At 75.2% G+C, this 13804-nt stretch carries 14 protein-coding genes; 7 read left to right on the forward strand and 7 right to left on the reverse strand.

Annotated elements, in window-relative coordinates; genetic code table 11:
- Positions 1-95: 95 nt before the first annotated feature.
- Positions 96-1283: an MFS transporter gene (locus PKE99_RS06120; protein ID WP_037043294.1), complete on the reverse strand. Its 1188-nt coding sequence runs from the start codon at positions 1281-1283 to the stop codon at positions 96-98.
- Between the two features lie 173 nt (positions 1284-1456).
- On the opposite strand from PKE99_RS06120, the gene PKE99_RS06125 reads away from it, so the two are divergent.
- Positions 1457-2434 (forward strand): hypothetical protein, encoded by a 978-nt coding sequence (locus PKE99_RS06125; protein WP_037043292.1) that lies wholly within the window; start codon positions 1457-1459, stop codon positions 2432-2434.
- Between the two features lie 115 nt (positions 2435-2549).
- Here the strand turns inward: PKE99_RS06125 and PKE99_RS06130 are convergent, their stop codons facing one another.
- On the reverse strand, positions 2550-3560 hold the full coding sequence (locus PKE99_RS06130; RefSeq protein WP_156067376.1) for a thiamine-phosphate kinase: 1011 nt from the start codon (positions 3558-3560) through the stop codon (positions 2550-2552).
- Between the two features lie 89 nt (positions 3561-3649).
- On the opposite strand from PKE99_RS06130, the gene PKE99_RS06135 reads away from it, so the two are divergent.
- Positions 3650-3886 carry an Lrp/AsnC ligand binding domain-containing protein gene (locus tag PKE99_RS06135; RefSeq protein WP_037043291.1) on the forward strand — a complete coding sequence of 79 codons (237 nt, stop codon included), beginning with the start codon at positions 3650-3652 and terminating at the stop codon, positions 3884-3886.
- 30 nt (positions 3887-3916) lie between these two features.
- On the forward strand, positions 3917-4498 hold the full coding sequence (locus PKE99_RS06140) for a DUF3515 domain-containing protein (RefSeq protein WP_063739704.1): 582 nt from the start codon (positions 3917-3919) through the stop codon (positions 4496-4498).
- Between the two features lie 111 nt (positions 4499-4609).
- On the opposite strand, the gene PKE99_RS06145 is transcribed toward PKE99_RS06140, so the two are convergent.
- Both PKE99_RS06145 and PKE99_RS06150 read right to left on the reverse strand, forming a co-directional pair.
- The gene (locus PKE99_RS06145; RefSeq protein ID WP_037043287.1) at positions 4610-5734 is read right to left on the reverse strand and encodes a D-alanine--D-alanine ligase family protein; all 1125 of its coding nucleotides are present in this window, start codon (positions 5732-5734) and stop codon (positions 4610-4612) included.
- A 118-nt stretch (positions 5735-5852) separates the two neighbouring features.
- Complete coding sequence (locus PKE99_RS06150) at positions 5853-6737, reverse strand: isocitrate lyase/PEP mutase family protein (RefSeq protein ID WP_051737124.1); 885 nt, start codon at positions 6735-6737, stop codon at positions 5853-5855.
- A gap of 50 nt (positions 6738-6787) precedes the next feature.
- Here PKE99_RS06150 and PKE99_RS06155 point away from each other — a divergent pair, with 50 nt between their 5' ends.
- Positions 6788-7234 (forward strand): TIGR03618 family F420-dependent PPOX class oxidoreductase, encoded by a 447-nt coding sequence (locus tag PKE99_RS06155; RefSeq protein ID WP_037043285.1) that lies wholly within the window; start codon positions 6788-6790, stop codon positions 7232-7234.
- Between the two features lie 228 nt (positions 7235-7462).
- Entirely contained in the window at positions 7463-10039 is a 2577-nt protein-coding gene (locus tag PKE99_RS06160) for an MFS transporter (RefSeq protein WP_081924001.1), read from the forward strand.
- Between the two features lie 69 nt (positions 10040-10108).
- On the opposite strand, the gene PKE99_RS06165 is transcribed toward PKE99_RS06160, so the two are convergent.
- Positions 10109-10453, reverse strand: a complete 345-nt coding sequence (locus PKE99_RS06165) for a nuclear transport factor 2 family protein (protein ID WP_037043283.1) — start codon at positions 10451-10453, stop codon at positions 10109-10111.
- Between the two features lie 67 nt (positions 10454-10520).
- Positions 10521-11888 (reverse strand): MocR-like pyridoxine biosynthesis transcription factor PdxR, encoded by a 1368-nt coding sequence (pdxR, locus tag PKE99_RS06170; protein ID WP_081924000.1) that lies wholly within the window; start codon positions 11886-11888, stop codon positions 10521-10523.
- Positions 11889-11968: 80 nt separating this feature from the next.
- Between pdxR and PKE99_RS06175 the strand changes: the two genes are divergently transcribed.
- Positions 11969-12643, forward strand: a complete 675-nt coding sequence (locus PKE99_RS06175) for a pyridoxamine 5'-phosphate oxidase family protein (protein ID WP_197040544.1) — start codon at positions 11969-11971, stop codon at positions 12641-12643.
- Between the two features lie 58 nt (positions 12644-12701).
- On the opposite strand, the gene PKE99_RS06180 is transcribed toward PKE99_RS06175, so the two are convergent.
- The gene (locus PKE99_RS06180) at positions 12702-13241 is read right to left on the reverse strand and encodes a TetR/AcrR family transcriptional regulator (RefSeq protein ID WP_037043281.1); all 540 of its coding nucleotides are present in this window, start codon (positions 13239-13241) and stop codon (positions 12702-12704) included.
- A gap of 45 nt (positions 13242-13286) precedes the next feature.
- On the opposite strand from PKE99_RS06180, the gene PKE99_RS06185 reads away from it, so the two are divergent.
- Positions 13287-13796, forward strand: a complete 510-nt coding sequence (locus PKE99_RS06185; RefSeq protein ID WP_037043279.1) for a GNAT family N-acetyltransferase — start codon at positions 13287-13289, stop codon at positions 13794-13796.
- The last annotated feature ends 8 nt before the right edge of the window (positions 13797-13804 follow it).

Here is a 13804-nt window from a genome sequence, read left to right on the forward strand (position 1 = left end):
ACCGCGGGCGGCGGGCGGCAGGGGGCGGGACGTGCGTCAAAGGAAGGGCACGGCGGCAGCGTAGCGACGCCGTCCGCACGCCGTCCCGGGTTTTCTCAGGTGGTCGCGGCGGCGGCCTCGCGCCGGTGGTCGCCGATCCCGATCGTCGCGACGATCTGCAGCACCGCGGCGCCGAGCAGCACCAGCAGCGCCGCGGCGTAGCCGTGCGTCAGGTCGACGAGCACGCCCATCAGCAGCGGCCCGATCCCCGCCACGGTGTACCCGACGCCGAGGGCGAGCCCGCTCGTCGCGGCGCTCGCCGCCGGGTCGGCGGTCCGGTGCGCGATCACCGACAGCCCGAGCGGGAAGCCCGCGCCGCAGCCGATCCCGATCAGCGCGACCCACAGCCACGCGCCCACCACCGGCGGCTCGGGCAGCAGCACCATCCCCAGCACCGCCACGACCACGCACGACGCCATGAGCAGCGCCCACCGCCGGAAGTGCCCCGACCGGTCGGCGAGGGTCGGCACGATCAGCGCCGACGGCATCTGCGCGACGCTCCACACGGCGATGAGCAGCCCGGCGGTGGCGGGGCTCCAGCCGCGGTCGACGTAGGCCGGCGCGACCCAGGTCAGCGAGCCGTAGACGGTGAGCGACACTCCGGACTGGTACATCGCGGCGAGGCGGGCGAAGGGGTCGCGCCAGGGCAGCCGGCGCGGGGTCGTCGCCGATCCGTCGCGGGCGCCGGTGTCGCCGCGCATGATCGCGACCCAGATGGCCACGGCCAGCAGGGCGGGCACCGCCCACAGTGCGAGGGAGTACGACCAGCCGCCCAGCGCGACGGCCACCGGCACGGCCAGGGCGCTGACGATCGTCGACCCCAGCATCATCGCGACGACGTACGCGCCGCTCACCGCGCCCGCGCGGGCGGCGAGGCGGTCCTTCACCACCGCGGTGAGCAGCACGCCCGCGACGCCGATGCCGAGGCCGATCACCAGCGTCCCGGCGAAGAGGGCGGCCAGCGCCGGGACCCCGCGGACCAGGCTGCCGAGCGCGACCAGCCCGACCGACCCGCCGAGCGCCCGCACGGCCCCGAACCGGGCCCCGACCCGCGGACCGATCAACGAGCCGGCGGCCATCGCGAGGATCGCGCCGGTCTGCGCGGCCCCGGCGGTGCCGGCGGCGATCCCGAGGGACTCGCGGACCTCGCCCAGCAGCGGCGGGTAGGCGGACAGCGCCGCCCGCAGGTTCAGCGACAGCGCGAGCAGCCCGACCAGGACGAGCGACGCGGACCGTGCGTTCACCGCTCCTGCGTACCCGACCGACCGCCCGCTCGCCGCCCCTGTGAGTGGCAATAGTCGCTATGGCGACGATCGGCACTCACGACCCCGGCCGGTGCCCGTGCGTGGTCGACCGGTCGCCGGGAGAGGTGCCGCCACCGCGTAACGGCACCGCGCGCAGGCCCGATAGCCGGGCCGTGAGCGAGTCGGGACGCAGCACCACCGAGGAGTCGACAGCATCGGGCACGCCCGACGACCGCACGGACGAGTCCGAGGTCCGGCCCGCCGAGCGCACCACCTACCTGCGGGTCCGTCCCAGCCCGCGCCCCCGCACCTCCCCCGCCGCGGACGCGCGCGACACGTCCGCGGCGGGGGCCCCGGTGCAGTCGGTCGAGGTGGCTGAGGCTCCCACCGCGGCCGCGGAGCCGTCCGAGGAGCCGGCGGGTGCGCCGGTCGCCGGCGGCGTCGAGGAGCCGACGGCAGCCGGGGTCGAGAAGGCCGGCGCGGACGAGGAGCCGACCGAGGACCGGGCCGTGGCGGACGACGCCGAGGCTCGGGTGACCCAGGCGGCCGAGGTTCGGGCCGACGAGGTGCGAGCCGACGAGGTGCGAGCCGACGAGGTGCGAGCCGACGAGGTGCGGGCCGACGAGGCGCGGGCCGACGAGGTGCGGGCCGACGAGCCGGAGACCGAGGACCTCGCCAAGGACCCGGGCGCGGAGCTCCCGGACGCGCCGGACGCGCCGGAGCCCGATGCCCAGCCGGAGACGGAGGCCTCACGGATCGAGCCCGCACCGCCGGCCGACGGGCAGCCGGAGGCCGAGAACCCGGTGGACGAGACGGCGGCGCAGCCGGCCGCGACACCGGTCGACCCGCCCGCCGCCGTGCCGGACGAGCCGTCGGAGCTGGAGACGACCGTCGAGCTGTCCCGCACGGATGACACCGGACCGAAGCCGACGCCGGCCCCGCGTCCGAAACCTGTCCGGACGGTCCCGCCCGCCTCCGGCCCGTCGACGAAGGTGCTGCAGCCGATCGCCTCGCCTCCCGCTCCCGCGACCATTCCCGCCCTGCCGATCGCCCCTGTCGACCCCGCGGACCGCCCCTTCGCACACCCGCAGCGCTCCGTGCCGGGCAAGCCGGACACGCTGCTGCGCAGGCTGTTCCGCCGCCGGAGCTGAGTGCGCTGTGGTGCAGCAGCCGCACCACGGCGGCTCCTGCACCACACGGCGCGACCGATCACGTTCCGACTCTCACAGCGACGACGGCCCTCACAGCGCACCGCGGGTGTCGCCGTCAGGTGAAGTGCTCCCACCCGGGGGCGCCGGCGTAGGGCTCGCCGTCGACGACCACGCCCTCTCCCTCGACCACCGCGCCGACCTCGACGAAACCTGCGGGCAGGGTGGTGCCGGCCGGGAAGGTCGCGGCCAGCGCGTGGTCCTCGCCGCCGGTCAGCATCCAGTCGATCGGGTCGACGCCGAGCGCCGGTGCGACCTCCGCCAACCGGTCGGGCACCGCGAACGCGTCGCGCCGCAGCTCGATCCGCACCCCGGAGTCCGCGGCGACGTGCCCCAGGTCGGCCAGCAGGCCGTCGGACACGTCGATCATCGCGGTGGCACCGGCGTGCGCGGCCGCGGGCCCGGCGGCGTACGGCGGGGTGGGCACGCGGTGGGCGTCGACGAGCACGCCGGGCGCCCGGAACCCGCGGGTCAGCACGGCGAGCCCGGCGGCGGCCCAGCCGATCCGCCCGCACACGGCGACGACGTCGCCGGGCCGGGCACCGTCGCGGGTCACCGGGGCGCGTCCCTCCAGCGAGCCCAGCGCGGTCACCGAGACCACGAGCGTGGGCGAGGAGGCGACGTCGCCGCCCACCAGCCCCACGCCGACGACCTCGGCCTCGGTCCACATTCCGGTCGCCAGCCCTTCGAGGGTCTCGACGGGCGTGTCGCGGGGCGCGGCGAGGCCGACGAGCAGGCCGGTCGGCACCGCCCCCATCGCCGCGACGTCGGCCAGATTGGCCGCGACCGCCTTGCGCCCGACGTCCTCCGGCGCCGACCAGTCGAGCCGGAAGTGCACGCCCTCCACGAGGACGTCGACACACGCCACGGCCCGCCCGTCCGGCTGGGCCACGACGGCGGCGTCGTCGCCCGGGCCGAGCAGCGTCGCGGGCGGCTGGACCCGGTCCCGGGTCACGCGCTCGATGAGCCCGAACTCCCCGATCGTGGCCAGTGCGGGCGTTTCGTCCGCTTCGCTCGGTGTGTCGCTCGCCTCGGTGGCCCCCGACGGGGTGCGCGACGATGGGGACACGGGCTCTCCTCAGGTACGTTGCCTTCCGACTTTCCCGTCGGACGCCGTCCGGCGGGTCCCCAGACAAGCAGAACCGGAAGGGGCACGCCGTGGTGCAGGCCTACATCCTCATCCAGACCGAGGTCGGCAAGGCGGCGGCGGTCGCCGCCGAGATCGGTGCCATCCAGGGCGTCGTCACCGCCGAGGACGTCACCGGGCCGTACGACGTCATCGTGCGCGCCGAGGCCGCCGACGTCGACGAGCTGGGCCAGCTCGTCGTCGCGCGGGTGCAGGGGGTCTCGGGGATCACCCGGACCCTGACGTGCCCGGTGGTCAAGCTGAGCTGAGCGCGCCGGATCCCGGAACCCAGCACGTCGATGTCCTCCCCGACCAGTCCGCGGCACGGCCCCGACCTGCGAAGGCCGGCGGTGGTCCTCGCGATCGCGTTGCCGGTCCTGCTCGCGCTGGTCGTGGCCGGGTTCGGGATCGCGGCGCGGGCCGGGGCGTTCGACGCGCCTGCCCCGGCTCCGGAGAGGGGACCGCTCGCCCTCGCGCCGGTCGACGCCCCCGATGCGTCCTCCCCGGCCTGCACGAGCCTGCTCGCGGCGCTGCCCGCCGACCTCCCCGGCGACCCGGCGTTCCCCACGCGGCCGCTCGCCGAGCCCGCGCAGCCCGGGGCGCGCGCGTGGGCGGCCGTGCCGCGACCGGTGGTGCTGCGCTGCGGTCTCCCCCGCCCGCAGGAGCTGACGCCGACCTCGACCCTCACGGACGTCAACGGCGTCAGCTGGCTCACGATCTCCGACGGCACCCCGCAGCCGACGCTCGTCACCTACGTGGCGGTCGACCGCGGGGTCTACGTGGCGCTCACGACGCCCACCGCCGTCGGCACCGGCCCGGTCCAGGCGGTCTCCGACGCGATCGCCCGCACCCTCCCCCGCACCGCCATCACCGTCCGCTGACGCACTCAGCCCCGACTCGCGCTACCAGAACCCCCGACTCGCGGAGCCGGAACCCCCGACTCGCGGGACAACGCCCGCGAGTCGGGAGAGGGGACGCGCGAGTCGGGAGCTTCAGCGCAGGCCGGTGCCCCGCGCGAGGGCGGTGTCGACCAGCGTGGCGAGCAGCGTGGGGTAGTCGACGCCCGTGTGCGCCCACATCCGCGGGTACATGGAGATGGGCGTGAAGCCGGGCATGGTGTTGACCTCGTTGACGGTCAACTCCCCGCCCTCCCCGACGAAGAAGTCGACGCGGGCCAGGCCCTGGCAGTCCAGGGCGCGGAAGGCGGCGATCGCCGTCTCGCGCAGCCGCTCGGCGACGGCGTCGTCGAGCTTGGCGGGGATGTCGAACTCGCAGACGTCGTCGAGGTACTTGGCCTCGAAGTCGTAGAACTCGCTGGCCCCGCCGACGAGCCGGATCTCGGCGGGCACCGAGGCGCGCAGCGTGCCGTCGGGCAGCTCCAGCACCCCGCACTCCACCTCGCGCCCCACGATCGCGGCCTCGACCAGCACCTTCGGGTCGTGCACGCGGGCGGTGGCGACCGCGGCGTCGAGGTCGGCCCAGTCGCTCACCTTCGTGATGCCGACGGACGACCCGGCCCGAGCCGGCTTGACGAACACCGGCAGCCCGAGCCGCTCGCGCTCGTCGGCCGACAGGGTCCGCGCCTGCGGCCGCAGCACCACGAGGTTCCCGGCCGGCAGCCCCTCGGCGGCCAGGAGCTTCTTGGTGAACTCCTTGTCCATGCCGGCCGCGGAGGCGAACACCCCGGCGCCGACGTACGGCAGCCCGGCCATCTCGAGCAGGCCCTGGATGGTGCCGTCCTCGCCGAACGGGCCGTGCAGCACCGGGAACACCACGTCGACGCCCGCGAGCACCTCACCCGCGCGGCCCGGGTCGAGCCGCAGCAGGCCGCCCCGGGTCGGGTCGCCGGGCAGCGCGAGCGCCGTGGCCGTGGCGTCGACCTGTGGGAGCGCGCGGTCCCGGATGCGCAGGGCCGCCGGGTCGTCCGTGCCGAGGACCCAGGCGCCGTCGGGCGCGATCCCGACCGGCACGACGTCGAACCGCTCCCGGTCGAGATGGGTCAGCACGCTGCCCGCGGAGACGCACGAGATCGCGTGCTCGGAGCTGCGCCCGCCGAAGACGACGGCCACCCGGATCCGGCCGGACCGGGACGCGGACTCGCTCGCGGGCTCGCTCATGACCGGGGAGCGTAGGCGGGCCGGCCACCGGCCCGCCGCACGGCCCGCCGAACCCCGGCCCCGGGACCGGCGAGTGGGCGCCCTCGTTCACCGGCCATGAACGAGAGTGCCGCAGGGATCAGCGGAAGCGCTGCTCCAGCTCCTGCACCTCGGGCAGGCCGACGAGGGAGGTGAACTCGTCGAAGGCCGGCAGGCCGGGCAGCGCGGCCTGCGGCGTCCCGTCCTTGCGCAGGGTCTCCAGCAGCGTCCGGATCCCGGCGGTCGCCGCGAGCAGCGTGCCGATCGGGTAGATGACCAGCCGGAACCCGAGCTCGGTCATCCGCTCCAGGGTCAGCGGCGGGGTCTTCCCGCCCTCCGCCCAGTTGAAGACGAGCGGGGCGACGCCGGAGAGCTCGCCCGCGATCCGCTCGATGTCCGCCTCCGCGGTGGGCGCCTCGACGAACAGCAGGTCGGCGCCGGCCTCGCGGAAGGCCTTCGCCCGCGTGATCGCCGCGTCGACGCCCTCGACGGCGACCGCGTCCGTCCGCGCGATGATCAGGAACTCCGGGTCGCGGCGGGCCTCGGCGGCCGCGCGGATCTTCCCGAGCATCTCCGGCAGCGGCACGATCTCCTTGCCGCTCATGTGGCCGCACTTCTTCGGCGTGACCTGGTCCTCGAGCTGGATCGCGGCGACGCCGGCCTGCTCGTAGGTCTGCACCGTGCGCAGCACGTTGATCGCGTTGCCGTAGCCCGTGTCGCCGTCGGCGATCACCGGCACGTCGACGGCCGCGACGATCCGGCGGGCGTTGTCGGCCATCTCGGTCCCGGTGAGCAGGCCGACGTCCGGGCGGCCGAGCAGGCCGGCCGTCGTCCCGAAGCCGGTCATGTAGACGGCGTCGAAGCCCGCCTGCTCGACGAGCCGGGCGGAGAGGGCGTCGTAGGCGCCGGGGGCGACGAGCGGGGCGGGCCCGGAGAGCAGGTCGCGCAGCCGTGCGCGCGGAGCTGTGGACAGCAGGTCGGACATGCCACGAGCGTGACACAGGTTCGTCGGTGACCGGGTCCACACTGAGGTGCATGAGCACTGGGGACATCAGCGCCGCCCTGGAGGCGGCCCGGCGGATGGTCGGGCAGGAACACGGGCTCGCGTCGATCAGCGTGGTGCGGGAGGACGGCACCCCGCACTCGTCGCTCGTCAACGCCGGGGTGCTCGAGCACCCGCGGACGGGCGCACCGGTGGTCGGGTACGTCACGTACGGGCGCGTGAAGCTGCGCAACCTGCGGGCGCGGCCGGCCACATCGGTGCTGTGGCGGGCGGGCTGGCGCTGGGCGGCGGTCGACGGCACGAGCGAGCTGATCGGGCCGGACAACAGCGATCCCGAGGACCTGCGGCTGCTGCTCCGGGCGGTCTTCACCGCGGCCGGCGGCACGCACGACGACTGGGAGACCTACGACCGCGTGATGCGGGAGGAGGGCCGCGTCGCGGTTCTCGTCACCCCGACGAAGGTCTACGGCAACGCCTGAGTCTCACGCAGCGTGGTCGCGCGCTCCACTGTGGGAGATCACACCCCCGGTCGCGGAACTTCCCGCTCGACCGTGGCACGCCGAAACGGTTAGCCTGAGACAACTAATCGTCGTCCGTGGGGAGAGACCGTGCCGGCCGAGCAGGCTGCCGTCATCGACCGACCGGGGGAGGCCCGCGACCCCGGCCCCGGCTACAAGTGGATCGCGCTGTCCAACACCACGCTGGGCATGCTCATGGCCACGATCAACTCGTCGATCGTGCTCATCGCGCTGCCCGACATCTTCCGCGGGATCGGGATCAACCCGCTGGAGTCGTCGAACACCAGCTACCTGCTGTGGATGATCATGGGCTTCCTGGTCGTCACCGCGGTGCTGGTCGTCGGCTTCGGCCGGCTCGGCGACATGTTCGGCCGCGTCCGGATGTACAACCTCGGCTTCGCGGTCTTCACGATCTCGTCGATCCTGCTGGCCGTCACCTGGCAGCAGGGCGACGCCGCCGCGATCTGGCTGATCGCCTGGCGCATCGTGCAGGGCATCGGCGGCGCGTTCCTCATGGCGAACTCGAGCGCGATCCTCACCGACGCGTTCCCGGTCAACCAGCGCGGGCTCGCCCTGGGCATCAACGGCGTCGCCGCGATCGCCGGCTCCTTCCTGGGCCTGGTGATCGGCGGCCTGCTGGGCCCGGTGAACTGGCACCTGGTGTTCGTCGTGTCGGTGCCCTTCGGCGTGTTCGGCACCTTCTGGGCGTACTACAAGCTGCACGACAACGGCCGCCGCGTGCGGGCGAAGATGGACTGGTGGGGCAACATCACCTTCGCGGTGGGCCTCATCGTGCTGCTGATCGGCATCACCTACGGCATCCAGCCCTACGGCGACAGCGTCATGGGCTGGGGCAGCCCGATGGTGCTGAGCTGCATCATCGGCGGGATCGTCGTCCTGGTGATCTTCGGGATCATCGAGACGAAGGTCGCCGCGCCGCTGTTCGAGCTCTCGCTGTTCCGCAACCGCGCCTTCACGCTCGGCAACCTCGCGAACCTGCTGGCCTCGCTCGGCCGCGGCGGACTGCAGTTCGTGCTGATCATCTGGCTGCAGGGCATCTGGCTGCCGCAGCACGGCTACAGCTTCGAGCAGACGCCGCTGTGGGCCGGCATCTACATGCTGCCGCTCACCGTCGGCTTCCTCGCCTCGGCGCCGCTGTCCGGGATCCTGTCGGACAAGTGGGGCGCCAAGTGGTTCACCACCGGCGGGATGGTGATCACCGCGATCAGCTTCGTCCTGCTGGAGATCCTGCCGGTCAACTTCGACTACTGGGCCTTCGCGGTCATCCTGCTGGTCAACGGCATCGGCATGGGCCTGTTCGCCTCGCCGAACCGCGCCGAGATCATGAACAGCCTGCCGGCCGACGCCCGCGGCGCCGGCGCCGGCATGACGGCGACCTTCCAGAACGCCGCCATGGTGCTGTCGATCGGGTTCTTCTTCAGCCTCATGATCGCCGGCCTGTCCACGCACCTGCCGACGGTCATGGAGACCGGCCTGGTGCAGAACGGCGTGCCGGCGGCGGACGCCTCGCGCATCGCGGACCTCCCGCCGGTCGGCGTGCTGTTCGCGGCGTTCCTCGGCTACAACCCGATCCAGGAGCTGCTCGGCGGCGTCCTGGACCGGATCCCGGTCGACCAGGCGAACTTCCTCACCGGGCGCAGCTTCTTCCCGAACCTGATCTCGCAGCCCTTCTCCGAGGGCCTCACCGCGGCGTTCTGGTTCGCCGTCGCGGCCTGCGTGGTCGCGGCCGTCGCGTCGATCTTCACCGGGCGGCGGCAGACGTCGCCGGTCCCCGAGACGGTCGGCGCGGAGCTGGCGGCCGAGGGCGGCGAGCTGGTCGACACGGAGGAGTGGTCCGACACGGCGACCTCGCCGCTGCCCACGGTGGGTCCGGCCGTCGGGACCGCCGCGCTCGCGGGCTTCGCGGGAGCCGCCGAGGCGGTCCCGGAGACGGGCACGGTCGTCGGTTCGCTGCGCACCCCGCACGGCACGGCCATCCCGGGCGGCGTCGTGACGGTCACCGCGCCCGACGGGCGGCAGGTCGGCCGCACCGAGGTCGACCAGGGCGGCACCTACGCCCTGCACGGCCTGCCCAGCGGCACGTACATGGTGGTCGCGACCGCGCCGGGCTTCCGGCCCGAGGTCGCCACCGTGGCGCTCAACGGCAGGGGCGCGGCCCAGGACTTCGACCTCAGCGGGGACGGGGCGGTGCACGGCCTGGTCCGCGCGGGCGAGCGGCCGGCGCCGCAGGTCTCGGTGCTCGCGCTCGACGGGACGGGCCGGCTCGTCGGCCGCGCCGTCACCGGGGAGGACGGGCGCTTCCGCCTCGACGGCATCCCGGTCGGCACCACCACCGTCACCGCGACCCTGGCCGGGCACGAGCCCAGGGCCACCACGGTGCACGTGACCGCCGAGGGCGCCACCCCCGTCGAGCTGGTGCTCGACGCCGGGGGCGGCCTGGGCGGCACGGTCACCGGGCCGGACGGGCGCCTCCTGCCCAACGCGCTCGTGACCGTGGTCGACGGGGCGGGCGAGGTCGTCGGCACCGCCACCAGCGGGGCGGACGGCCGGTTCACGGTGCCGCGGGTCGTGCCCGGCACCTACACCGTGACCACCAGCGTGCACCTGCCCGCGGTCACACGGGTGGAGCTGTCCGGCGCCGGCACGACCGACGTCGAGCTGCGGCTCGGCGCCGTGGGCCCGGCCGCGGAGACGGCCGATCCCGCCCGGCACGCGCAGCGGAACACCCCCGTCGCCGGGGACTGACACACCACGCACCACCGGCCCGCGTCCCGAGGGATGCGGGCCGGTGGCGGGCGGGGACCGGACGAGCGGTCAGCGGGGCTGGGGCGTGAACCGGGCGGTCTGCGCGACGATGAGCCCGTCGCGCACCACCACGGTGTCGATGCCGTCCGACACGGTCGCGACGTCGGACTCCAGCGCCCATTCCAGGAGGATCACCCCGTCGGCCTCCGTGACCGACTTCTCGGTGAACACGCAGTTCGGCATCTGCTCGATCAGCCCGCCGAAGGCCTGGCGCAGCGCGTCGTGCCCCTGCAGGGCCGCGCCGGGGGTGATCAGCACGGCGTCGGGGGCGTAGTCGGTGAGGATCGCGTCCACGTCGTGCGCGTTGAGCGCCTTGAGGTGGTCGGTGAGGACTTCGACGGGGGTGCGCGTCATCGCGGTCGCCTCTCGCTCCGGTGCGGGGAACTCCGCACGGGAGCCTAACGACCGTTCGACAGCTCTGTCAGCCCTCTGCGACCCGTCCCTCGAGCACCTCGGCCAGGACCGGCAGCGCGGCGGCGAACTCGGCGCGCGTGGACCCGGCGTACCCGATCACGATCCCGCCCCCCGCCTCCGCGCCCGCATAGCGCTCCAGCACCTCGAGGCCCACCCCGCGCTCGGCCGCCGCGGCCTGCACGGCCCGGGCCGTGGCCGCGTCGGGCAACGGGACGAGGACGTGCGCGCCGGCCCGGTCGCCCCGCAGCGGCACACCGGCCAGCGCCTCGACCAGCAGCCGTCGGCGCTCCCCCAGCTCGCGGCGCAGCCGGCGCAGGTGCCGGGCCAGGTCGCCGGAGGTGGCGAAGGCCGCGAACACCCGCTGCCCCGCCGGCGCGGGCCGCGACCCGGTCCGCTCCCGGCGCTCCGCCACGGCCGCACGCACCACGGGCGGCGCGACCAGCCAGCCCACCCCGAGCGTCGGCGTGAGGATCTTGCTGGCCGTCCCGACGTGCGCGACGACGTCCGGGCCGAGCGCGGCGAGCAACGGCAGCGGGGCGACGTCGTAGCGCAGCTCGCCGTCGTAGTCGTCCTCGATCACCAGCAGGCCCTCGACCCGCGCTCGCTCGACCAGGGCGATCCGCCGCGCGGCCGGCATCCGCCCGCCGACGGGAAACTGGTGCGCCGGGGTGCAGTAGACCGCGGCCAGGCCGGTGGGCAGGTCCTCGACCCGCAGCCCCTCGTCGTCGACCGGCACGCCGACGACCTCGAGCCCGGCTGCCGCCAGCGCGTCGGCGGCCCGCCGGTACCCCGGCTCCTCCACCGCGACCCGCGCACCCTCCGGCAGCACCCGGGCCAGCTCGGCGATCGCGCCCGTGCTCCCGCCGGTGGCCAGGACCTCGTCGGGCCGCGCGACGAGCCCGCGGTGGCGCAGCAGGTGCTCGCCGACGGCGGCGCGGAACCCGGGCAGCCCGGCGTACCGGGGCAGCAGGTCGGGCTCGGGATCCGCCGCCGCCCGCCACGCCCGCCGCCACGCGGCCCGGTCCAGGACCTCGGTGCAGGGCGTGCCGGGGCGCAGCTCGATCCGCGCCCCCTCGTCCGCCGGCTCCCTGCGCGGCTCCGGACCCGGGGCCGGACCGGCCGCCGGGACCGCGGTCACGAAGGTGCCCGCGCCCACCCGCCCCTCGACCCACCCCTCGGCCAGGAGCTGGTCGTAGGCGGCCGCCGTCACGGTGCGGCTGACCCGCAGGACGGCAGCCAGCTCGCGGGTCGACGGCAGCCGGTCCCCCGCCCGCAGCGCGCCACCCGCGGCCGCGGCGCGCAGCGCGTCGGCGAGCTGCGCCGCGAGCGGCTCGGGGCCCGCGCGGTCGAGGTGCAGCGGCGGCAGCTCGGTCACGATCGACACGGCAGTGGCCTTCCGGATCAGAGGCGGAGTGGCCGTTCCAGGATGCCACCTCCGGCCTCAGACTCGAGACCGTGAGCGACGCCGTGAGCACCACCCTGTCCCCCACCCCGCGCAGCACCGTCGGCCGCCACCGCGAGCGCGGGGCCACCGACCGGGCCGCGCTGTACGACGTCCTCGACCACGGCCTCGTCTGCCACCTCGCGCTGGTCCGTGACGGCGCCCCGGTCGTGCTGCCCACCGGCTACGGCCGCATCGGCGACACCCTCTACGTGCACGGGTCCTCCGGCGCGCGCTGGCTGCGCGAGGGCGGGGTCCCGGTGTGCGCGACCGTCACGCACCTCGACGGGATCGTCTACGCCCGCTCGGCCTTCCACTTCTCGATGAACTACCGCAGCGCCGTCGCGCACGGCACCGCGCGGCTGGTCACCGCGGAGCCCGAGCGCACGGACGCGCTGCGGGCGATCGTCGAGCACCTCGCGCCCGGCTCCTGGGACTACACGCGCCAACCCACCCGCCGCGAGCTGGCCGCCACGGCCGTGCTGGCGCTGGATCTCGACGAGGCCAGCGTGAAGATCCGCACCGGCCCGCCCGCCGACGACCCGGAGGACCTCTCGCCCGAGGTCTGGGCCGGCGTCGTCCCGCTGACCAGCACGTTAGGCACACCCCGGCCCGACCCGCACGTGCCCGCCGACGCCCCGATCCCCCCGCACGTCACCACCCGCACCGTGAGCGGCAACTGCCCCTAGAGGGGCGGTCGGCACTCACGACCCCCGACGAGCTGCAGAAACCCGCCCCGCCGCGAGCTCAGCCCAGGCGGGCGGCGTGCGCCGCCACCGCCGCGCCCGTCCGGTCCGCGTCGCCCGTGGCCAGCAGGTCGAGCAGGGCGCCACGCAGGACGGCGAGCGCCTCGGTGGCGGCGGCCTCCGGCAGCACCCGGCCGAGCACCACCAGCCAGTCCCGGACCGTGGCCTCGGCGAACCCCGCCCACGGCCCCCCCGGCTCGACGAGCGCGCGCCCGTACCCCTCGACCCACAGCCGCAGCAGGTCGCGGTGCGGGGGCGCGGCGAGCCACTCCCACAACGCCCGCAGCAGGCCGGGTGCATCGCCCTCGGGCAGGTCGGCGAGCAGGGCGAGCTCGGCGGTGCGGGCGCGCCCGAGCAGGGCCCGGACCAGCCCGTCCTTCGACCCGAAGAGGTAGAGCAGCACGCGCGGACTGCTCCCGACCTCGCGGGCGAGCGGGCGCAGCGACAGGTCGGCGAGCCCGTGCCGCAGCACGTACGCGTACGCAGCCTCCAGCAGCTCCTCCCGCCGCGGCGAGCCCGCCCCTTGCCCTTCTCCGGTCACCGCGCCATCCTGCACTGAAACACTCGTTTCAGTCGAGGAGGCGCGATGGCCGAGATCGAGATCCGCGAGATCGGCAGGCCCGGCGACCTCGGGTGGGTCGTTGGTGCGCACGGGGAGCTGTACGCCGCGGAGTACGGCTGGGACACGAGCTTCGAGGCTCTCGTCGCGCGGATCGTGGCGGACTTCACCTCCGGTCCCCGGGAGCGCGGCTGGGTCGCCGAGCTCGACGGCCGCCGCGTCGGCTGCGTGCTGTGCGTGGCCGGCCCGGACCCGGACACCGCCGTGCTGCGGATCCTGCTCGTCCACCCCGACGCCCGGGGGCACGGGCTCGGCCGCCGGCTCGTGGCCACCTGCGTCGACTTCGCGCGGGAGCAGGGCTACGCCACGCTGCGGCTCTGGACCAACGACGTCCTCGACGCGGCGCGCCGCCTCTACCTCGACGCGGGCTTCCGGCTCGTCGCCGAGGAACCGCACCACAGTTTCGGCGCGGACCTGATCGGGCAGGACTACGTGCTGTCCCTGGGGCCCGGCGGCCACACCCGGGTGGTCACGTAACCTCCGAT

It is taken from the genome of Pseudonocardia halophobica (assembly GCF_027922425.1).
GTDB classification, from domain to species: Bacteria; Actinomycetota; Actinomycetes; order Mycobacteriales; family Pseudonocardiaceae; genus Pseudonocardia; species Pseudonocardia halophobica.

What these genes read in the sequence shown, in the direction of transcription:
- PKE99_RS06140 (WP_063739704.1), top strand. Translation starts at nt 3,917, where the DNA reads ATGTCCTCCCCGACCAGTCCGCGGCACGGCCCCGACCTGCGAAGGCCG.
- PKE99_RS06145 (WP_037043287.1), bottom strand. Translation starts at nt 5,734, where the DNA reads ATGAGCGAGCCCGCGAGCGAGTCCGCGTCCCGGTCCGGCCGGATCCGG.
- PKE99_RS06150 (WP_051737124.1), bottom strand. Translation starts at nt 6,737, where the DNA reads ATGTCCGACCTGCTGTCCACAGCTCCGCGCGCACGGCTGCGCGACCTG.
- PKE99_RS06155 (WP_037043285.1), top strand. Translation starts at nt 6,788, where the DNA reads ATGAGCACTGGGGACATCAGCGCCGCCCTGGAGGCGGCCCGGCGGATG.
- PKE99_RS06160 (WP_081924001.1), top strand. Translation starts at nt 7,463, where the DNA reads ATGCTCATGGCCACGATCAACTCGTCGATCGTGCTCATCGCGCTGCCC.
- PKE99_RS06165 (WP_037043283.1), bottom strand. Translation starts at nt 10,453, where the DNA reads ATGACGCGCACCCCCGTCGAAGTCCTCACCGACCACCTCAAGGCGCTC.
- PKE99_RS06185 (WP_037043279.1), top strand. Translation starts at nt 13,287, where the DNA reads ATGGCCGAGATCGAGATCCGCGAGATCGGCAGGCCCGGCGACCTCGGG.